The sequence below is a fragment of the Bacteroides luhongzhouii genome (assembly GCF_009193295.2).
Lineage (GTDB): Bacteria > Bacteroidota > Bacteroidia > Bacteroidales > Bacteroidaceae > Bacteroides > Bacteroides luhongzhouii.
In genome coordinates, this window is record NZ_CP059973.1 from 2,251,719 (window position 1) to 2,273,844 (window position 22,126).

Sequence of the window (22,126 nt, forward strand, 5' to 3'; positions counted from 1 at the left end):
TATTAATTAACGAAGTATGAGCGATATAATTCATTTGTTACCTGATTCGGTAGCTAACCAGATTGCTGCCGGTGAAGTGATACAACGTCCCGCGTCTGTCATCAAGGAGCTAGTGGAGAATGCGATTGATGCAGATGCACAAAATATACATGTATTGGTGACTGATGCAGGTAAAACTAGCATTCAGGTGATTGATGATGGAAAAGGAATGTCCGAAACGGATGCTCGTCTTTCCTTTGAGCGGCATGCCACTTCCAAGATACGTCAAGCGGCAGATCTGTTTGCTTTGCGTACAATGGGATTTCGCGGAGAGGCATTGGCTTCCATTGCGGCAGTGGCACAGGTAGAGTTAAAGACACGTCCGGAATCGGAAGAGTTGGGAACGAAGCTGGTGATCGCAGGCTCTCAGGTGGAAAGCCAGGAGGCCGTGTCCTGTTCTAAAGGAAGTAACTTCTCTGTAAAGAACCTATTCTTTAATGTACCTGCCCGTCGTAAATTTCTAAAGGCTAATTCAACAGAATTGAGTAACATCCTTGCCGAATTTGAACGGATCGCTTTGGTGCATCCGAATGTTGCTTTTTCGCTTTACAGTAATGATTCGGAGTTATTTAATCTTCCGGTATCACAATTACGTCAACGTATCCTTGCTATTTTCGGTAAGAAGCTCAATCAGCAGTTACTGAATATAGAGGTAAATACTACCATGGTGAAAATCTCCGGATACGTAGCCAAGCCGGAGACTGCCCGTAAGAAAGGGACACATCAGTATTTCTTTGTCAACGGGCGTTATATGCGTCATCCTTATTTTCATAAGGCAGTCATGGAGGCTTATGAACAGTTGATTCCCGTCGGCGAACAGATTTCTTATTTTATCTATTTCGATGTCGATCCGGCCAATATTGACGTGAATATCCACCCGACAAAGACCGAAATCAAGTTTGAGAATGAACAGGCCATCTGGCAGATACTTTCAGCATCCGTGAAAGAGTCGCTGGGTAAATTCAGTGCGATCCCTTCCATTGATTTTGATACAGAAGATATGCCTGACATCCCGGCATTTGAAGAAAAGATATCTTCCGAGCCTCCGAAGATACATTATAATACAGATTATAATCCGTTTAAAGTTTCTGCCGGTGGCGGATCGTACAGCCGTTCGAAAGTGGAATGGGAAGATTTGTACGGAGGGCTGACGAAAGCCAGTAAGATGAATAACCCGCAACCGGAACCCGAAATGGATTGGGAAGACTCTTCTATTGGCGGCCAACCTGCTTTCGTTGAAGAAAAGATGGAGACGGTCACCTCTGCCGCTTCTTCTACTTTGTATGCCAGTGAACCGGTTATGGAGAAAGGAAATCAGCATTTGCAGTTTAAAGGGCGGTTTATCCTGACTTCAGTTAAATCCGGTCTGATGTTAATCGATCAGCACCGGGCACACATACGGGTGCTTTTTGATCGTTATATGGTACAGATCCAACAGAAACAGGGGGTATCACAAGGCGTTTTGTTCCCGGAAATCTTACAATTGCCGGCTTCGGAAGCAGCTGTACTGCAAAGTATTATGGATGATTTGTCTGCAGTCGGTTTCGATTTGAGCAATCTGGGAGGCGGTAGCTATGCCATTAATGGTATTCCTTCGGGGATTGAAGGCCTGAATCCGGTGGAACTGGTGCGTAATATGCTGCATACGGCGATGGAAAAAGGAAGTGACGTCAAGGAAGAAATCCAAAGTATTTTGGCATTAACATTGGCTCGCGCGGCGGCTATTGTTTACGGACAGGTGTTGAGTAATGAAGAAATGGTAAGCCTTGTAGACAACCTTTTTGCCTGTCCTTCACCGAATTACACACCCGATGGGAAAACTGTTTTGACAACAATCAAGGAGGAAGATATCGAAAGATTATTCAAATAAAACAAATAATTTCATCTTTTTCTAAAACCTTTTAGTTCAGTTCGTGTTATTTAAATAGTTCAACAAAGAAAAAGATTTAAATAACCACTTAACTATTAGGTATATGAAAAAGATTCTGATGTTGCTGGCATTTGCCGGCGTTGCGTCTGTCGCTTCTGCGCAGCAGACAATGACTGTAACTGAATACGAAGTGATTCAGGTACAAGATAAATATCAAGTAATAACTAATCCTTTCTGGAGTAACTGGTTCTTCTCTGTAGGAGGTGGTGCTCAGGTGCTATATGGAAACAATGACCATATCGGCAAATTCAGAGACCGTGTTGCTCCTACATTTAATGTGTCTGTCGGCAAATGGGTAACTCCAGGTTTCGGATTACGTTTGCAATACAGCGGATTGCAGGCAAAAGGATTCACTACCAGTGAAACTGCTAATTATGTAGTAGGTGGTCCGAGAGAAGACGGCTCTTACAAACAAAGATGGGACTACATGAACTTGCATGGTGATTTGATGATTAACCTGAACGCGCTTTTCGGTGGATACAATCCGAACCGCGTATATGAAATTATCCCTTATATAGGTGCCGGTTGGGCTCATGCTTATTCTCGTCCTCACACTAATTCCGCTACTTTCAATGCAGGTATTATCAACCGCTTCCGTTTGTCGAATGCTGTTGACTTGAATCTGGAGTTGAGCGCAACAGGTCTGGAAGGTAAGTTTGACGGAGAACATGGAGGTAAACCCGATTATGATGGTATCTTAGGTGCTACCCTCGGGGTGACTTATTACTTCCCGACTCGCGGATTCCAACGTCCTACTCCACAGATTATCTCCGAACTCGAATTGAACCAGATGCGTAATCAGATGAATGCAATGGCAGCAGCTAATATGCAATTGCAGCAACAGTTGGCAAATGCACAACAACCGGTAGAAGTAGAAGATACTGAAGAAATTGTTATAACAGATACTAACATTGCTCCGCGTACCGTATTCTTCAAGATTGGTTCTGATAAATTATCTCCGCAAGAAGAAATGAACTTGTCATATCTTGCCAGCAAGATAAAAGAATCTCCGAATGCTACATACACAATCAACGGATATGCTGACTCTGCAACTGGTACTCCTGCTTTCAATCAGAAGTTAAGTTTGGAACGTGCACAGGTTGTTAAAGACTTGTTGGTTAAGAAATATGGTATCTCTGCCGATAGACTGAAAGTTGCAGCCGGTGGTGGTGTCGACAAGTTCGGTCAACCGATTCTGAATCGTGTTGTATTGGTAGAATCAGCTCAATAATACATTTGATATTGTAATATAGATGCGGCTGTTAAGTGGGCCGTATTTATGAAAGGAAAGACTTGCTCAGGTAAAGATATCCCCTTGGATACTTTACTTGGGCGAGTCTTTTTGTTTCCAATGATTTGCATATCCTATAATTTTTTGCGAATATTGCAATCAAATGCATGGGTCTTAGACATAAGTTTCTTACTTTTGAACAAAGATTCCGGTTTTTATGATTGTTACTATGAAATGTAGATACCTTCTATCTTTAGTCTTTTTATTGCATATATGGGTATGCAAGAGTAATGTTATAGATAATAGTGTCTATGATTATGGTCTCACGTTTCTGGCTCATTCTACCAATCAGGATCAGCGGACCAATCTAGATCTTACTCCTGCGGCTTCTTTGTCTTTTCCCGAGGACGGTTTCTCGGTGGGATTCGATATAAAGTTGAGAAATGAGCTGTATACTTACGGGTATGTTGTACGGGTCATAGCAGATGATTCTTCCTGCTTTGATTTTATCTCTTACCTGCTTTATTCCCGTTTTAATATTGTATTGACCGACAAAGACCGGGTGGTCAAGAATACAGAGATTGCAGATTCGGTAAAGATTGTAGCGGACAAATGGATACATGTCGATCTGCAATTCACAAAAGATCAGATTCATATTGCCGCAGACGGTATCCAGGCGGAAATCAATCATTCCCTGAGCAACTTTAAGGATATCAAGATCTATTTCGGAGGCAGTAAGCATCCTCGTTTTTTCTCTACAGATGTACCTCCTATGACCATTCGTAATATAGAACTTGTTGATTTTCAAGGTAAACTGCTTTATAAATGGGAATTGGCTGCTCATGATAAAGATGAGACTTACGATAGTGTCAGAAATAAACAGGCTTTTGTACGTAATGGTGTTTGGGAGATAGATAAACATACTAAATGGGCGGCACTAGCTTCGTTGAATGTGCGTCATATCAATCCGCAGGTGGCTTATGACGATGTGTCGGGACGTTTTTTCATAGCAGGAGGCGGTTCGTTATTTGTTTATGATGTGAAGGCGAATCGTATTGATTCGATTGCTTATAAAGGACATCCTTATATAGGAGCTTCCAGCCAGATGATTTTTGATGCCAAACGAAACAGGCTCTTGTCTTATACACCGGATTCTAACGATTTGAATGTCTATGAGTTTGACCGGAAATGCTGGACATTAGAAACTCCGGTAATGATTGATACCCGCCAGCATCATAATCGTATTATCAATCAGAAGAGAGATGAACTGATTGTTTTTGGTGGCTATGGTAATCACCGGTATAATTCACAACTGAGCAGAATAAACCTGTCTGATCCGCAGGGATGGTCGATCAGTTCCCTTGATTCCTGTCTGTTTCCGCGCTATCTAAGTGCGATGGGGGCGGAGAATGAAGACTACTTATTGATCATGGGTGGTTATGGCAATCAGTCGGGTAAGCAGGAAGAATCTCCAGGAAACTTCTATGATCTTTACCGATTGAATTTGAAAACAGGCAAATGTGCCAAGTTATGGGAGTTTGTGAATGACAGGCAGCACTTTACTTTCGGCAATTCAATGATTGTTGATACACCGTCGAATAGTGTATATGCTTTGACATATAATAATGACCGGTATAATACTTTTGTTTATTTGAGCCGGTTTGATATAGAGACCGGACAACCGGTTCAGGAAGTGATGAGTGATTCCATTGTTTATAACTTCCTCGATATTCATTCTTATTGTGATATGTTTCTGCAAAAAGAGACATCTTCTATTTATGCCGTGGTGTTGCAGGAAAAAGAGCCCGGAATATCTAAAATCGAATTTTATAAACTAGCATTTCCACCTTTGTCTAAGGAAGATATTTTGCCTCATCAGACTGGTAGAATGAAGCCAGTGATATTGATATCCGGTATTTTGGCGGGACTACTGTGCCTGATAGGAGGAAGTATATGGTTATTGCATAGTAAGAGAAAGAGAATAGTGAATGTGGCAGTCGGTCCGGTTGCTACGGAAGAAGTAAAAGACAGATCGGTCAAAGAAGAACCGACCGAACAAAAAGTATCTTCCGTTTTATTATTGGGTGGATTTCAGGTCTTTGATAAGCAAGGCGATAACATCACGGGAGATTTTACGCCTACTCTTAAGCAATTATTCTTGTTTTTACTGCTGAATACCATCAAGAACGGAAAGGGAACGACTTCTCAATGTCTGGATGAAACCTTTTGGCTCGATATGAGTAAGTCCAGTGCATCGAATAATAGAAACGTGAATATCAGAAAGCTAAGGCTGGTCATAGAGAAAATCGGAGATATCAATATTGAAAATAAGAACGGCTACTGGTATCTGAATTTGGGGAAAGACGTGACCTGCGATTATCAGGAAGTGATGAGATTGCTGGATCAGATAAAAGATAAAGATACCATTACGGACAAAAAGATAATCAATAAAATCATATCCCTGGCGAGTGCCGGCGCATTGCTCCCTAACGTCAGTGCCGAATGGATTGACGAATATAAGTCAGCCTACTACGTTCTGTTGACGGAAATACTGCTTTCTGTGGTCAACCGTTCCGATATAAAAGAAGATTCCAGGCTTTTGCTGAAAATATCAGATGTAATTCTGCTTGTTGATAATATAGACGAAGACGCTATCCGCACTAAATGCAGAGTCTTGTATCAGATGGGGCAGAAAGGTTTGTCCAAGCAAAGTTTCGATAAGTTCTGTATTGAATATGAACGTTTGCTGAATGCCAAGCCTGATTTCTCTTACGATGATATTATAAATTCACTCTAAATTAATCCTCTATTAATAATTTTCCGGTACTTTCTGTTGGTCGGTGAAGAGATAGTTCCTCATCGATAGCGAGGTATGCCTTCATCGATATTAGATCCTGTCCTCATCGGTGCCCGAAATAAATCCTTGCGATGTAAGGCACTCATTATACCATCAAATAATAATTGTTTTTTTATCATGAAACCGTCATTGATAACTAGATACTTATGCGAAAATGATGAAATGCTTTATCGCTATTAATCTAAAATTAATATGGCATTAAGGACTGGAATTCTATATTTGCTTCAGAAACGGACGGGATATCTTCCACTATGTTTCTGATGGCTTGAGCGGATCAAACTATAACCTTATAAAATGATGGAAATATGAAAAACGACACTTCTTAATTACTGCTTGGACTTACTTGTCAGAGAAAGTTTTCTTGAGATGAAAACGGTTTGAATTAATTAATGTTAATCTATAAATTATGAAAATAGGAAAGAGCAAAGATCATTTGCAAAGAGTTTTTTTAAGGTTCCTTTATTTGATAATGGGGAGCATTCTTTCTTTGGATTCTGTTATGGCGCAGGAAAACTTGAAAGTTTCTGGGCAGGTGACAGACAATAAAGGAGAAGCCATTATCGGAGCCTCAGTGAAAGTACTGAAAACGGGTACGGGGACTATTTCTGATATGGATGGTAAGTTCACTATCCAGGTTCCTGTGGGAACAGAACTAGAGATAGGATATGTCGGCTATAATCCGAAGAGAGTGAAAGTGGTGAATAAAAACTTCGTAACGATAGTCCTTGAGGAGAATGTGGTAGCATTGGGCGATGTAGTTGTTGTCGGATATGGCATTCAGAAAAAGGAAAGTTTGACGGGAGCTATCGGAAATCTGAAAGTAGATGATATCGTAAAGACCAAGGCACCTAGTTTGGCACAGGCCATTCAGGGAAAAGTTGCCGGTCTGCGGATCAGACAGGAAAATGGAGAGCCGGGTAAGTTCAGTTCCAATATCAATGTCCGTGGCTTCGGAACTCCTTTGTTTGTGATTGACGGAGTAGTGAGAGACGGTTCCAGCGAATTTCAACGGCTGAATCCGGAAGATATTGAAAGCATATCTTTCCTGAAAGATGCTACTGCCTCTATCTATGGTATGAATTCGGCGAATGGTGCCGTGATTGTTACCACCAAGAAAGGGGCTACAGGCAAACCGCGTATTACGTTGAACGCCAATGTCGGCATTACTTCTCCTACCAATGTGCCGGAGATGGCCAACGCCGGACAATATATGACCATGCGAAATGAGGCGGAAATCAATGCAGGCAGACCGGCTTATATCACAAAGGACGAATTGACCAAATGGCAGCAAGGTGCTCCCGGTTATGAGAGTGTAGACTTGTATGATGCCGTTTTCAATAAGCACGCCACACAGTTTCAGACGACTCTGTCCCTGGAAGGTGGTACCGACAAAGTAAGTTATTACGGTAGTTTCGGTTATGCCACCGATAACAGCTTGTTGAAGAATAACGCATTGACTTATGATAAATATACATTCCGTTCCAATGTCAGTCTGAAGATTACCAAAGACCTGACAGCCAGTATCAATCTTGGCGGACGTTATGATACCACCAACCGTCCCTGGTTTCCTTTCTATGATATATTTAAGAGTACGCGTGTAAATCCGCCTACTACTTCTATCTATGCCAATGACAATCCGGATTATTATAATAACTTCTCTTATGTCCCTAATCCGGCAGCTATGATCGATGCCGATTATACCGGCAGCGCTAAAGAGCGGAATAAGAATTTGCAGACACAGTTTGCATTAGAGTATAATATTCCTTATGTAAAGGGGCTGAAGGTGAAAGGTACTTTTATCTACGATTACAATAACTACGGATATAAGGCTACGCGGAAAGGTTTTAAAACATATACCTATGGCGAATATACGGGCGAGTATACAGCGGCAGATGCCAACTATCCAGCTTTACTCCAGGATAATCGCAGAGAATCGGAGCGGGTGGATATGCAGTTTCAGACAAACTATAGCAGAACGTTCGGCAACCATACCATCGGAGCTACTTATGTCTTCGAAAGACGCGAAGAGAAAGCAAACTGGATGAACGGTGAACGCAAGTTTGACTTTTTCACAATCGGTGAACTGGACAATGCACGCGAATCTGACCAAAAAGTATCCGGTTCCTCGGAACACCAGGCTTATCTTTCTCATATCGGGCGTCTGACCTATGATTATAAAGGCAAATATCTGGCAGAGCTTGCTTGCAGATACGACGGTTCTTATCGATATGCTCCGGGCAGCAGATGGGCATTCTTTCCGTCCGCTTCCGTAGGATGGAGAATTTCGGAAGAGAGCTTTATCAAAGACAACTTCAAGTTTGTCGATAATCTGAAACTTCGTTTCTCTGCCGGTCGTTCGGGGCAAGATGCCGGTGATCCGTTCCAATACTTCTCCGGTTACACGTTGAACAGTGGCGGATATGTATTCAGTCAGGGAAATTATACCAATGGAGTGGCTTCTCCTGTGATGATCAATAAGAATCTGACCTGGATTAAAGTAAATATGTATAATATTGGTATTGACTTTTCAATCTTTAACCGGCTGATCGCAGTAGAGTTTGATATTTATCAGCGTGACCGCAGCGGTCTGTTAGCCGACCGTTACGGCTCTCTTCCCAATACATTCGGTTCCAAGTTGCCACAGGAAAACCTGAACGGCGACCGTACGAGGGGTATTGAATTTACATTGACTCATACCAACAAAATCGGTGATTTCCACTACAGTGTATCCGGTAACTTTAACTTGGCGCGTACCCAACGCCGTTATATAGAGAGCGGTCCTTACAAGAGCAGTATGGAAAGATGGAGAAACCAAGCATCCAACCGCTGGGGAGATTTTATCTGGGGGTATCAGACGGACGGACGTTTCCAGAACTTTGACGAGATTAATACATATCCGATTCAGAATGGGGATAACGGAAATTCCAAGGAACTTCCCGGTGACTACATCCTGAAAGACGTAAACGGTGATGGAGTAGTGAATGATCTGGACAAGACTCCTTTGTTCTGGTCCGGCAGCCCGTTGATTCACTATGGTTTCAATGTAGAAGCGTCCTGGAAGAACTTCGACTTCTATGCTCTTTTCCAAGGTTCTGCCCTGTACACGGTGCAGTTTGATGAGGTATACGCAAAGATGCTCTGTTTCAAGGGTGGCAATACCCCCGAATACTTCTACGACCGTTGGCATCTGTCCGATCCGTATGACTCGAACAGTGAATGGATACCGGGAGAATGGCCGGCCATCCGTCTGGAGCAGGACATGGGATCGTTCTATACGAGGGATTCGCAGATATGGCGTAAGAACGCTTCTTATCTGAGACTGAAAACAATTGAGATCGGCTACACCTTCAGTCCCCGACTGATGCATAAACTGGGTATCGGTAGTTTAAGAATCTATGCGAACGGAAATAACCTGTTTACTATCTGTGACCCGTTTGTAAAGGCATTCGATCCGGAAAAGATTGAAGGAGACTATAGTGCCGGATTGAATTATCCTCTAAATAAGAGCTTTAACTTTGGATTGACCTTGAACTTTTAAAGAAGATGATTATGAAAATATATAGTTGTTTATTATTGGGAGCCATGTTTCTGCTGGGCGGATGTAGCGATTTGCTTGATATCGATCCGAAGAATAAAATTCCGGCGGATGAATTGTTCTCCACTCCAGAAGGGGTACAGGCACATATGGCCAATCTGTATGGTCGTTTGCCTATCGAAGATTTTACCTATTCACCGAATCGCGGCTTCAATGTGGGAGTCGGTACGGATGTGAATAATGCCGGTTTTATGGCTGCTCATTTTTGTGATGAGGCTATCCATCCGGAGTACAATGACTTTGGAGAAGAGTGGTTCGATTATTGGGAAGACGGTTATAAACTCATTCGTGATTTAAACAGTCTGTTGGTTACTATTCCTACACTGACCAGTATTACCGAACAGCAAAAGAATGAGATCAATGCGGAAACTCATTTCCTGAGAGCTTATACCTATTTCGCCTTAGCCAAAAGATACGGTGGGGTACCTATCATTAAAGAACCGCAGGAGTATAACGGTAATATCGAAGAACTGCGTGTCCCCAGAAATACGGAGAAAGATACTTGGGACTTTGTTCTGGAAGAATGTGACCAGGCAGTATCGCTTTTTGGAGATGCGAATGAGGATGATGTGTTGAGAGCGAACAAATGGGTAGCATTGGCGCTGAAGTCAAGAGCCGCTCTGTATGCTGCTTCCGTTGCCAAGTTTACTCATCAGCCTTATGTCTCTTTCTCAGGTCCGGCTGTTGACCAGAAGCTGGTAGGTATAGAAGTTATATCGGCCGATCATTATTATGATGAATGTATATCAGCCTCACAGGAAATCATGAATAGCGGTAAGTTCGGTCTTTACAAACCTTCCCCCGCTACTCCGGAAGAAGCGACAACCAACTATCAGAAGCTATTTGAACAGCCTTTCCAATGCCTGGACGGACTGAAAGAGCCTATCTTCATGAAAGCCTATGCTGCAAATACCATTTTGGCACATAACTATGATGTCTGGTTCAGCCCCCGTCAGATGATCCTCGACCCGAATCTCTATCCCGGTCGTATGAATCCGACACTAGATTTTGTCGATTCTTTTGAAGATTATACGGATGATGGAACCGGAACACCCAAACCGATCAGCACGCGTGTGGATGGAAATGAAAGTGATTATAATGGATTTAACCTATCCACTCGATACCTGTCTTTCCCGATAGATAAACCTTACCAGGCATTTGCAGGTCGTGATGCCCGTTTGAATGCGATGGTGTTATTCCCGGGACAGAACTTTGGGAGTACGAAGATCATTATCCAGGGTGGCCTGGTAAAAGCTGACGGTTCCGGTTATCATTACAGGACTCAGGCTTCGGAGAAGGGGCAGGATGGTCTGATCTATTATACTTACGGAGCGGAGAAAAGCACGGAATATTCAGGATTCGATCCGACTTTGGGACACTATACCCGCAGCGGGTTTCTGTTTAAGAAGTTCTTGCAGATAGAAAATCCGGTTGAGCAGGCATGGAGTAAAGGTACACAGCCTTGGATCGATTTCCGTTATGGGGAAATTCTTCTCAACTATGCAGAAGCCGTTATCGAAAAGACAACCTCTACTTCTGCTGAAAAACAGGCTGCACAAGACGCTTTGAATGCGATCCGCAAAAGAGCGGCTCACAAAGATGACATTGCATTAACTCAAACGAATGTTCGCAAAGAACGTTTTGTCGAGCTGGCATTTGAAAACAAGCGCAGATGGGATTTGTCACGTTGGAGAACTTTCCATAAGGAATTTGAAAACCGAGTGAGAAAGGGACTTGTACCTTTCCTTGACCTGCGGACAAATCCTGCGCATTATGTATTTGTACGTGTCAATCCGTTGGGCATTGAATCAAAGACCTTTGATTATAGCTGGTATTATAAGAGTATCCCGGGTACGGGGGCTAATGGTCTGGTACAGAATCCTTAATTAGTATATTCTAAAATATAGATTAGATATGAAAAAGCTTCTATTTTTATTATGTGTTGTAGTAGCAGGCAGTATGTTTTACTCTTGCGAAAAAGATAATCTCGAAGGGCCGGACGCAATCTTTGCCGGTGAACTGAGAGACCGGAAGACCGGAGAACTCATTCAACAGGAGATATCGGACGGTTCCCGTGTTTATTTCATCGAACAGGGGTGGGGAGATAATCCTCCTGTTCAGAATATGGTCGTTAAAAAAGACGGAACGTTTTATAACGGTATGATCTTCTCCGGTAATTATAAAATCATCCTGAATCGTGGGAACTACGTTCCTTTGGATACCCTGGATATGAAAATAAAGCCGGGAAAGAATTATCAGGTCTTCGAAGTGAATCCCTATCTGCGGATCATTGAACCGGAAATATCTGTGATCGGAAGAAAGGTAGTGGCGAAATTCAAACTGGAGCAGGTGACCAGTAACGAGGTCTATCGCATTTCGTTGTTTGCACACTCTCACATTGATGTATCCAACAAGCTGAATATTGTCAACCGGACAGAAGAACTGAACCGTTCTATTATCGATGGTGAGGCCTTCGAACTGTCTATCAATCTGGACGACTACACTTCTACGCTGGTTCCGGGCAAGAGTTATTATTTCCGGATCGGCGCACAGTCTCACGGAAGCGAGACAAAGTACAATTATTCGGCATCTGTACAGTTGGACATTTAGCATAAAAACGGAAAAGCCATGAGAAAATATTTACAGTTGGTATTCCTTGCGGTCTCTGTCTTTTGTTCAGAGATATTGTTGGCAGAATCTCGTGATCCGGTCCGGATACTGGATTTGAGGACGCTCAATGAACTTGATCTGAAAGAACAGGAGAAGGCGGAGCAACTATGGGACATTATGCATACGACAGCTACCTTGCAAGGCATTGTGAATCGGAATAGTCCGCGATTGTACATTCGCTATGTCAAGAACGGGCAGGGAGAGAATGTCGATGATTATTGGTGGAATAAATACCGTCAGGAAGGACAGTGGCTGGCGGGACGTGATACGGTAGCTTACACCGAACTGTCGGATGTCGTGACCGTTTTCAGAAAAGAAATACGCGGAGTGGTTGTTTATGACTCAAAAGTAGCATCTACCAGTAATATTGCTTCATCTGTGGCGGGAATCGAGAATCTGATAGCTGTGCGCTATGACATTTCTCCCAATAGTCTCTATACCCGTTTGGTGCTGCAAGGACCGAAGCTGGCTGTGAAATGCTGGCTGGTGAACAAAGATGGTTCTTCTCTTTTCACGGGCAAAGGAAAGATTGCCGGAACCGGTCAACCTTCGACAGGATCTCTGAAAATCGATCCCTATGTATGGTTTATAGAGAAATACCTGAAGAAAGGATTATGCAATACGGAGTACGCTGCTTATTACATCGACCAGTTCTGGCGTACCGATCCTACCCGGACGGTAACGAACCATCACCAGTTGACCAATCATGACTTTTTTGTCAGCAAGAAAGCTTTCTTCTTTGACCTTTCTCCTTGGGGAGACGAGCCGGCGACAGATGATCCGACACAAAAAGAAGGATTGGACTTGCAGATACTGGAAACTTTTCTGCAAGAAGCCTATAAGCAAAATAAAGGAAAGAAATTCTGCTATGTCGGAGGTTTCCCGAGCTGGATTTATAAATATACGCAGCATGCCGGTGGAAAGCATGAAGATGTAGCTACCGAGTGGGAATTTTCTCGTATTATCAGTGCTTATAACGCCTTTAAGGATGCCGATGCCATCGGACTGGGAGCATTGGCTAACTCCTCCTTCTGGCAGCATTTTCCTCTTCAGGAAAAGTATCCCCAAAAGTGGGTGACACATCAGGAACTTATGGACAGAGGCTATCTGAACAGTGACGGAACAATCAACTTCCAGGGACGGAATTTTATCCTCTTCTATGTAGGCGATTATGATTCCTCCTCCTGGATTGCTCAGACTACCCCTTTCCTGTGGGACGAACCCAGCCGGGGAGAAGTGCCTTTGATGTGGTCTGTCAGTCCTGTACTTGCAGAACGCGTTCCGATGGTGATGCATAATTATCGGGTGACGGCTACTCCGAATGATTATTTTGCCGCTGCCGACAATGGTGCCGGATATTTAATGCCGGGTATGTTGCAAGCGCCCCGGCCGGTGTCCGGATTGAAAAGTGGATTGAGTGCATGGGCAAAGCATTGCAGCAAGTATTATCAGAAGTGGGGATTGACCATTACAGGATTTGTGATCGACGGCGAAGCCCCCGGACTGGATTCAGACGGATTGGACTGTTACGCATCGTTCAGTCCGAATGGAATAGTTCCGCAGAAGATGCCTTTGACATTGCTGCACAATGATATGCCGGTGATCCGGGCAGATTATGATATTGTAGATCATGATTACCGCAAGGCAACGGATGTGATTGTGGAAAGAGTAGAGAAACGTCCGGTTCCTTTCCATTGGTTCAGAGCCATATTGAAATCACCTTCCTGGTATAAAGGGATTTGTGATGAATTGAAACAGCGGCATACGAATATTGAATTGCTGGATGCACCGACATTTTTTGAACTCTATCGTATCTATCTGAAGCAACATCCGGATGCTGCTGCCGGAAAGATAACGATGAACTAACTAAATTAATGAACAGACATATTCATATAGAATGATGATGAACAGATTGAATATAAAAAGAACAGTCGGCTCCTGTTTGATGGCGATGGCGTTTTTTTCGTGTACCCATACGGATCAGACGCCCGTGAAGGACTTTGTCGATTATGTAAATCCATATATTGGCAATATCAGCCATCTGCTGGTGCCTACTTACCCAACCGTACATCTGCCGAACTCGATGCTCAGAGTCTATCCGGAAAGGGAAGACTATACATCGGACAGGGTAAACGGCCTTCCGGTGGTGGTGACCAGTCATAGAGGCAGCTCGGCTTTTAACCTGAGTCCGGTGCAGGGAGAGGTATCCCGACCGATTGTATCTTATTCCTATGATTTGGAGAAGATTACCCCCTATAGTTATTCCGTATACCTGGATGAGGCTGATATACAGGTTGAGTATGCTCCTTCACATCAGGCCGGTATTTATCATATCTGTTTTGGGACGGAAGGTGATAATGCTCTGGTGGTAAATACGAAAAACGGAAAGCTGGTCGCTGAAGAAAAAGGAGTCAGTGGCTATCAGATTATTGACAACACTTCTACCAAAATCTATCTGTATCTCGAAACTAGTCAGCCACCTTTACGCAAAGGAGTACTGGCAGATGGAAAAGTTGATATGGAAAGTAAGGAAGGCAGTGCCATCGCTTTGTTTTATGGAAGCGAGAAGAACCTGAATCTACGTTATGGAATTTCCTTTATCAGCGCCGAGCAGGCAAAGAAGAATCTGCAACGTGACATCACCACCTATGATGTAAAGGCAATGGCGGATGTTGGACGCAGAATATGGAACGAGACATTGGGCAAGATTGTGATAGAAGGCGGTTCGGAAGACGAAAAAGAAATCTTCTACACTTCCCTTTATCGTACCTATGAACGCATGATCAATCTTTCGGAAGACGGGAAGTATTACAGTGCTTTCGATGGCAAGATTCATGAAGATGGCGGAATACCTTTTTATACAGATGACTGGATATGGGATACTTACCGGGCTACACATCCGTTGCGTATCTTGATAGAACCGCAGAAGGAACTCGATATGATTCGTTCATATATCCGGATGGCGGAACAGTCGGACAGAAGATGGATGCCTACCTTCCCCGAGGTGACTGGAGACAGCCACCGGATGAATGGCAATCATGCAGTGGCAGTTATTTGGGATGCTTATTGCAAAGGATTGAAAGACTTTGATCTGGAGGCTGCTTATGAAGCCTGCAAGGGAGCGATCACAGAGAAAACATTGTTGCCTTGGCTGAGATGTCCGTTGACGGAGCTCGATGAGTTCTATCAGGAAAAAGGATTTTTTCCTGCACTGAACCCTGGCGAAGAAGAGACTTGCAAGGCTGTTCATTCGTTTGAGAGGCGGCAAGCGGTTGCGGTTATGTTGGGTAACTGTTACGATAATTGGTGTCTGGCGCAGATAGCCAAGACATTAAACAAGACCGATGACTATAAGAAGTTTATGCGGATGTCTTATACGTACCGGAATGTTTATAATGCGGAAACGGGTTTCTTCCATCCCAAGAACAAGGACGGAAAGTTTATCGAACCGTTTGACTATCGTTATTCGGGAGGACAGGGGGCACGTGACTATTATGGTGAAAACAACGGTTGGATCTATCGTTGGGATGTGCAGCACAATCCGGCGGATTTGATTGTCTTGATGGGTGGACAGGCTTCATTTATCGAGAGATTGAATCAGACATTCAATGAACCGTTGGGACGAAGCAAGTTTGATTTCTATCATCAGTTGCCGGACCATACCGGTAATGTCGGCCAGTTCTCTATGGCAAATGAGCCTTGTCTGCATATTCCTTATTTGTATAACTATGCCGGTCAGCCGTGGATGACACAGAAAAGGATTCGCGTTTTGCTGAACCAGTGGTTCCGTAATGACTTGATGGGCGTCCCCGGTGATGAAGACGGAGGTGGAATGACCGCATTTGTGGTATTCTCCATGATGGGCTTTTATCCGGTAACTCCCGGTTCTCCAACCTATAATATCGGCAGTCCGGTATTCCAATCCGCAAAGATGGAGGTAGGTGACGGACATTTTTTCGAGATCATAGCGGAGAATTATGCACCGGACCATAAGTACATCCAGTCGGCTACCTTGAATGGAAAGCCGTGGAATAAGCCGTGGTTCAGCCAGTCGGATATTCAAAACGGCGGACGTTTGGTTTTGCAGATGGGAGATAAGCCCAATAGGAAGTGGGGAACAGCTTCGGACGCCGTGCCGCCTTCTTCAGAGAGTTTGCCGGAATAAAGTCATAATAATATTAAAATCTAAAATATAACACAATGAAAAAGATGATTGTACTCACCAGTCTATGGTCGTTTTTATTTATCTTTTCCTTTTCAATGTTCGGTTGCAGCGAGGATGACGATGAATTTGGCACAACGACCGAAAGAGGAAATGAAGTCCGTACTCCCCGTGTGGAGGAGATCAATGGAAAAGCAGTGGTCACCTGGATTGATCCTTATATTACGGATATCAAGGAGGTGCAGGTAAAAGATTTGCAGACTAATGAGCAGCAGACGGTTGCCAAAGGAGTGCAGAGCGCAGAATTTGCGATTACGGACAATAGCCTGTTGTCCTACCGATATGAAATGAAAGTTGTCAGAACGACCGGAGAGGTGTCTGCCGGAGTGACTGCCCGTTTGGTGAAGAACTGGGCACAAAAGTTGCATCCTTTGATGGATTATCATAGTGATGCGACTCCTCAAAGTGGTATGTTCTTTAAGAATCAGCCGGTGGCGAAAGTGAATGTGTTCGATATTCGTGATGACGAAAATATATCGAAGCTGACTACCGCTGTTATGCAGGGAGTGATTAACCAGGAACAGGCACTGACTTATCTGATTTGGTTACAGCAGGATTTGACACAGCTGGATGATGCTGAAGTGCAGTATGAAATGCAGCCTTTGGCGAATACTTCCCGCAACAGAGGTTTTGCGGCATTATATAATATGTACAAGGACCGCTTCAACTGCCTGGTAGTCTGGGATGAGAATCAGCCTTGGTCATGGAGTATGGCACAGATGATTTCATCGCAGGAGAAAGGCATTCCGGTTACGGAATCCATGAGAAAGTTCATAGAGGACGAGCTGGGAACAGGAGATCTGGAAATAAGGGATATACGTAACCAATGGTCGTCAAAGGCAGAAGCTTATGGCTGGGCGATAGCGCACTATGCCGGCAAATGCCATCCGAAGCTAACCTTCTCCGGTGGATTGAGGAGTGACTATAAAGATAATCCGTGGAGAATGTACGATTACGTAGCTGCTTCTAAAGGCTTTGTCTTCTGGTTAGACGACTCTAATGGAGATGACAAACAGATCATGGATAATATCTTCAATAGCGGATCTTATCCGGTAGGTTCCTCGGTATTTGGTTATGGAATGAATGCCAATGGCGACGAACTGAACAAGATTACCAACATTCATAATGCAGGATTTGTGGTGAGTGACTATTATGCGAATGGCAGCTACTGGTGCAGTTTCCCAAGCAAAGCCTTCCAGCAGCGTAAAGGGATAGCCGGAGAAGTGAAGTCGGGTAAGATATACGTCGCTATCAGTCTGAGTGACGGAGACAATGTTCAGTTCGATGCAAATTCTCTTTATCAGATATTCAAGGAAGGAAAGCGTAGAGGCGAAGTCCCGGTAGGAGTGACTTTGGCGGCAGGCTTACAGGAATTAAATCCGAAGTTGCTTGAATTCTACTATAAGAATATGACTTCGAACGATGAGTTGACGGCAGGACCTTCCGGTTTCCAGTTTATCTATGGGGATTATTATGCGCAGAGCGGTAAGTATGCAGAATGGCTGGAAATGAACAAGAAGTGGTTATCCACTGCCGGTTTCCACACGGCGCATCTTTGGAATACAGACGAGCAGATGTATTTCGAACAATACATGAAGAGCAAGGCTGTCGATGCGATCATGGACGGATCTAACCGGACGCATACCACAGGTTCATCCTACAAATTGGTAGATGGTGTGGTGCGTATCGATCAGGGGACTATGTGCCGCAATAATGGAGACGTATACCGTGATCTGATGTCTGTATCTCCCAGCCCGCGGCGTCCTTTATTCCGGCATGTATATCTGTTGACCAACTATTACGGATTTGAAGGAAATAAAGTGGTGGTGTACGAGAGACTGATCAAGGAACTCGAACGGGTTGAACAGGACTGCCCGGATACGTATGAATTTATGCTCCCGATGGATTTGGCCGCTTCTATCAGGAAGTACATAGAAGAAGGCGGTATTTATTAAAGGAATTATAAACGAATCTAAAACAAGTGAGATATGAAAAATAGATATAGTATCCGGTTACTGGTTATAGCCTTTCTTTCGGTTTTCGCTATGGGTATCTGCTACTCATGTTCGGATGATGACGGAGAAGGGGTGAAGGTATATGAGTATCGTGAACAGATAGGCAGGAAGATAAAAGTGTTGACCGACCTGCAGGCCGAATCCCAGTTCGGACTTCGGGAAGGAATGTATCCTGAAACAAGCCGGACGATTCTGGAAGATGCGATAGCCAAGCTGAAAGATTTCCTTCAGACGATAAAAGAAGCGGGAGTGGCGGAAGCTCAGATTCCCGAAGAGACAGCCAGACTACTGAAAGAATCGGACGAAAAGATAGCCGAGTTTAAGGCGACTGTCCGGACGGAAGACTTACTGGTTCCGGCAGAGCTGGAAGTAAGCGGGAAGAATGGCGGATATATTGACTTTGGCGCTCATCCGGAATATTCCACATTCGGTGAAGTTGGCAAGCAGGCGTTTACTGTTGAGTTTTGGGTAAAGCTGAAGGATGTAGAAGGCTTCTTCTATCTGATTTCTACCTTTACGGATGATGATACGAACAATCACGAGCGCAAAGGCTGGTGCGTGAATAGCTATAACTATGGTGGCAACAACATGCGTATGACATACGGAATGGGCTTTAATGACCTGATGGAACCTGCCTTCGGATTTAGCACCGTTAATGAGTGGGTACACCTGGCTGTGGTGACGGATGAAACCGGAGTAGACGGCGAGATGAATGGAGGCAGACCTGTCATGACCAAAATGTATATGAACGGTGAACTGAAACTTTCGACCACTTCTCATCAGGATGCTTCCAAACCGTACGCTTCTAACGACAGCAATGTCCCGATGGTGGCATTTGGCGGTATGAGTGCCACAGGCAACCGTATCAGTGATAAGGGGGCTAACGGAAGTATGAAACACCTCCATATCTGGCGTGCCGCCAAGACACAAGATGAAATCCGCCGGGTGATGGAGCATCCGGAGAATGTGACGGGCGAAGAGGACGATCTGGTTTGCGGATGGACTTTCGCGAAGATGGCGCTTGACGACCAAGAGATTAAAGACCTGACCGGAAAGTATACGGCAAAGCTGATCGGAGATTATAAGTGGATTGAATTAGAATGATACGAAACAGAAAATACAGGATAGATATGAAAAATAACTATTTATATAATTGGGTAGCGATAGTGTTTATGATGCTTCAGATGCTGTCATTTACTTCTTGTTCTGATGATGACAATAACGGTTGGCCGACGGAAACGGACAAAACCGAAATCTTCATAGAACGTTTCTGTACATTGGTGACTAACCTGACTGCACTGCGGGACGGAGCTACGTATGGCGAACAGAAAGATAACTATCCGGTATCCAGTAAAGTCATGCTGGATGATGAGATTGCTTATTTGGAGGAAACGATTGCTAAACTGAAAGAAGGAAACAAAAAGTTGGCGGACAGTGAAGCCGACCGTATAATCCGTGAAGCTGACCAGATAGAGAAAAACTTCAGAGCGACCAGACGTACCGAAGATTTCTTACCGATTGCCGCCGAACTGTTGGTCAACGGAAAGAATGGCGGATACATTGATTTTGGTGTTCATCCGGAGTATTCAGCTTTCGGCGAACAGGGACAACAGGCATTTACAGTCGAGTTCTGGGTGAAACTGACAGATGTGGACGAATATCTCAATAGCTTTGTATTCTTGCTTTCCACCTTCACGGATGATGATACGAAAGATCACGAGCGTAAGGGATGGGCGGTAAACAGTCACTTCGGCAGATTACGTATGACGTATGGTATAGGTTATAGTGACTTGTTTGAGCCGGGCTTCTCGTTCAATACACTAAATCAGTGGGTTCATGTGGCAGTTGTTACTAACGAGAATGGAGTGGACGGAGAAATCAGAGACGGCATTCCGGTGATGACAAAGATCTACGTCAACGGTCAGTTGATGCTGTCGGAAAGAGGTCGGGATGACCGTTTGCCATACACTCCGAATGATAAGGAAGTGGCTATGGTTGCCTTTACCGGACTCAGTGCAACTGCCAACCGTATCGGAGAAAAAAGCACCAATGGATGTATGCGTCATCTGCATATCTGGAAATCAGCGAAGACAGAGGCCGAAATACAACATCTGATGGATACTCCGGAATCCGTGACAGGAAGTGAATCGGATCTGGTATGCGGATGGACATTGAATAAGACTGTTTCGGATAACAATAACATCAAAGATCTGACGGGCAAATTCTCAGCCAAGCTGATCGGAGATTTTCAATGGGTAGAGAATAGATAATTGTTTTACGAACCGGGTAGTTCCCAAGGCCGTCGGATGGCTGGCTTTGGGGCTACTTTTTTAAACAAACGAACATGAGAAAAGAACTTGTTTTTGTTTTATTGGCATTGTTTCTGTGTGCCGGCTGTAACGGCAACAAAAAGAAAATGAACGGTGAACACGATTCGGAAGCGGTAAACATTACGTTGGATGACCATACGATTAGTTTTTATTATAACTGGTATGGAAATCCGTTAGTGGATGGAGAAATGAAGCACTGGATGCACCCGATAGCCCCTGCTCCGGGACATTCAGGAGATGCCGGTGCCATATCCGGACTTAATGATGACATCGCCTGCAATTTCTATCCGGAACTCGGAACGTATAGCAGCAATGATCCTGAAATCATCCGGAAACATATCCGGATGCATATAAAAGCGAATGTCGGCGTACTGTCTGTCACTTGGTGGGGGGAAAGCGATTATGGCAACCAAAGTGTGTCTCTCCTGTTGGATGAGGCTGCCAAAGTTGGGGCAAAGGTGTGCTTTCATATAGAGCCTTTTAATGGACGCAGCCCGCAAACGGTAAGGGAGAATATTCAATACATAGTGGATACTTATGGTGATCACCCGGCTTTTTACCGTACGCAGGGCAAACCTCTTTTCTTTATCTATGATTCTTATCTGATCAAACCTGCCGAGTGGGCGAAGTTGTTTGCTGCCGGAGGAGAGATAAGTGTGCGTAATACCAAGTACGACGGTCTTTTTATTGGTCTGACATTGAAGGAAAGCGAGTTGCCCGACATTGAGACAGCGTGTATGGATGGCTTTTACACTTACTTTGCCGCAACAGGTTTCACAAATGCTTCTACTCCGGCCAACTGGAAATCCATGCAGCAATGGGCAAAAGCACATCATAAATTGTTTATTCCGAGTGTCGGCCCGGGATATATTGATACCCGGATTCGTCCTTGGAACGGAAGTACCACCCGCGACCGTGAAAATGGAAAATATTACGACGATATGTATAAAGCTGCCATAGAAAGCGGTGCTTCTTATATCTCAATTACGTCTTTCAACGAATGGCATGAAGGAACTCAGATAGAGCCGGCTGTCTCAAAGAAATGCGATGCTTTTGAATATTTGGATTATAAACCATTGGCTGATGATTACTATTTGATAAGAACTGCTTATTGGGTAGATGAATTCCGAAAAGCAAGATCTGCTTCGGAAGATGTTCAATAATAAAGAATAGAAAAGCGATTTCAGCATTCAGCGATTCTCTGTAATCGCTTGCTGGAAAGGAAAAGCGGCTGAAA

General features: G+C 44.0%; 12 protein-coding genes. All 12 read left to right on the forward strand.

Going from position 1 to position 22,126, the window contains the following annotated elements; all coding sequences use genetic code 11:
• The first annotated feature begins 16 nt into the window (after positions 1 to 16).
• The 12 genes from mutL (at position 17) to GD631_RS08170 (ending at position 22,052) form a co-directional block, all read left to right on the forward strand.
• Positions 17 to 1,909 (forward strand): DNA mismatch repair endonuclease MutL, encoded by a 1,893-nt coding sequence (mutL, locus tag GD631_RS08115; protein ID WP_143258989.1) that lies wholly within the window; start codon positions 17 to 19, stop codon positions 1,907 to 1,909.
• 103 nt (positions 1,910 to 2,012) lie between these two features.
• A complete protein-coding gene (locus tag GD631_RS08120; protein ID WP_143258990.1) occupies positions 2,013 to 3,200 on the forward strand; it encodes an OmpA family protein in 1,188 nt (395 codons plus the stop codon).
• Between the two features lie 229 nt (positions 3,201 to 3,429).
• Complete coding sequence (locus GD631_RS08125; protein ID WP_223225883.1) at positions 3,430 to 5,997, forward strand: hypothetical protein; 2,568 nt, start codon at positions 3,430 to 3,432, stop codon at positions 5,995 to 5,997.
• Between the two features lie 466 nt (positions 5,998 to 6,463).
• Complete coding sequence (locus GD631_RS08130) at positions 6,464 to 9,595, forward strand: SusC/RagA family TonB-linked outer membrane protein (protein WP_185911605.1); 3,132 nt, start codon at positions 6,464 to 6,466, stop codon at positions 9,593 to 9,595.
• An 11-nt stretch (positions 9,596 to 9,606) separates the two neighbouring features.
• Entirely contained in the window at positions 9,607 to 11,538 is a 1,932-nt protein-coding gene (locus tag GD631_RS08135) for a RagB/SusD family nutrient uptake outer membrane protein (RefSeq protein ID WP_143258992.1), read from the forward strand.
• Between the two features lie 28 nt (positions 11,539 to 11,566).
• Positions 11,567 to 12,262, forward strand: a complete 696-nt coding sequence (locus GD631_RS08140; RefSeq protein ID WP_143258993.1) for a DUF3823 domain-containing protein — start codon at positions 11,567 to 11,569, stop codon at positions 12,260 to 12,262.
• An 18-nt stretch (positions 12,263 to 12,280) separates the two neighbouring features.
• Complete coding sequence (locus GD631_RS08145) at positions 12,281 to 14,188, forward strand: GxGYxYP domain-containing protein (protein ID WP_143258994.1); 1,908 nt, start codon at positions 12,281 to 12,283, stop codon at positions 14,186 to 14,188.
• A gap of 31 nt (positions 14,189 to 14,219) precedes the next feature.
• Positions 14,220 to 16,487: a GH92 family glycosyl hydrolase gene (locus tag GD631_RS08150; RefSeq protein ID WP_143258995.1), complete on the forward strand. Its 2,268-nt coding sequence runs from the start codon at positions 14,220 to 14,222 to the stop codon at positions 16,485 to 16,487.
• Positions 16,488 to 16,522: 35 nt separating this feature from the next.
• Complete coding sequence (locus tag GD631_RS08155; protein ID WP_143258996.1) at positions 16,523 to 18,499, forward strand: GxGYxYP domain-containing protein; 1,977 nt, start codon at positions 16,523 to 16,525, stop codon at positions 18,497 to 18,499.
• A gap of 33 nt (positions 18,500 to 18,532) precedes the next feature.
• Positions 18,533 to 19,663, forward strand: coding sequence for a DUF4972 domain-containing protein (locus GD631_RS08160; protein WP_143258997.1), 1,131 nt, complete (start codon positions 18,533 to 18,535; stop codon positions 19,661 to 19,663).
• A gap of 26 nt (positions 19,664 to 19,689) precedes the next feature.
• Positions 19,690 to 20,829 (forward strand): DUF4972 domain-containing protein, encoded by a 1,140-nt coding sequence (locus GD631_RS08165; protein ID WP_143258998.1) that lies wholly within the window; start codon positions 19,690 to 19,692, stop codon positions 20,827 to 20,829.
• Between the two features lie 74 nt (positions 20,830 to 20,903).
• The gene (locus GD631_RS08170) at positions 20,904 to 22,052 is read left to right on the forward strand and encodes a glycoside hydrolase family 99 protein (protein WP_143258999.1); all 1,149 of its coding nucleotides are present in this window, start codon (positions 20,904 to 20,906) and stop codon (positions 22,050 to 22,052) included.
• Positions 22,053 to 22,126: the final 74 nt, after the last annotated feature.

Excerpts from the sequence above, each read along its gene's own strand:
- mutL (WP_143258989.1), top strand. The coding sequence starts at position 17 with ATGAGCGATATAATTCATTTGTTACCTGATTCGGTAGCTAACCAGATT.
- GD631_RS08120 (WP_143258990.1), top strand. The coding sequence starts at position 2,013 with ATGAAAAAGATTCTGATGTTGCTGGCATTTGCCGGCGTTGCGTCTGTC.
- GD631_RS08125 (WP_223225883.1), top strand. The coding sequence starts at position 3,430 with ATGAAATGTAGATACCTTCTATCTTTAGTCTTTTTATTGCATATATGG.
- GD631_RS08130 (WP_185911605.1), top strand. The coding sequence starts at position 6,464 with ATGAAAATAGGAAAGAGCAAAGATCATTTGCAAAGAGTTTTTTTAAGG.
- GD631_RS08135 (WP_143258992.1), top strand. The coding sequence starts at position 9,607 with ATGAAAATATATAGTTGTTTATTATTGGGAGCCATGTTTCTGCTGGGC.
- GD631_RS08140 (WP_143258993.1), top strand. The coding sequence starts at position 11,567 with ATGAAAAAGCTTCTATTTTTATTATGTGTTGTAGTAGCAGGCAGTATG.
- GD631_RS08145 (WP_143258994.1), top strand. The coding sequence starts at position 12,281 with ATGAGAAAATATTTACAGTTGGTATTCCTTGCGGTCTCTGTCTTTTGT.
- GD631_RS08150 (WP_143258995.1), top strand. The coding sequence starts at position 14,220 with ATGATGATGAACAGATTGAATATAAAAAGAACAGTCGGCTCCTGTTTG.
- GD631_RS08155 (WP_143258996.1), top strand. The coding sequence starts at position 16,523 with ATGAAAAAGATGATTGTACTCACCAGTCTATGGTCGTTTTTATTTATC.
- GD631_RS08160 (WP_143258997.1), top strand. The coding sequence starts at position 18,533 with ATGAAAAATAGATATAGTATCCGGTTACTGGTTATAGCCTTTCTTTCG.
- GD631_RS08165 (WP_143258998.1), top strand. The coding sequence starts at position 19,690 with ATGAAAAATAACTATTTATATAATTGGGTAGCGATAGTGTTTATGATG.
- GD631_RS08170 (WP_143258999.1), top strand. The coding sequence starts at position 20,904 with ATGAGAAAAGAACTTGTTTTTGTTTTATTGGCATTGTTTCTGTGTGCC.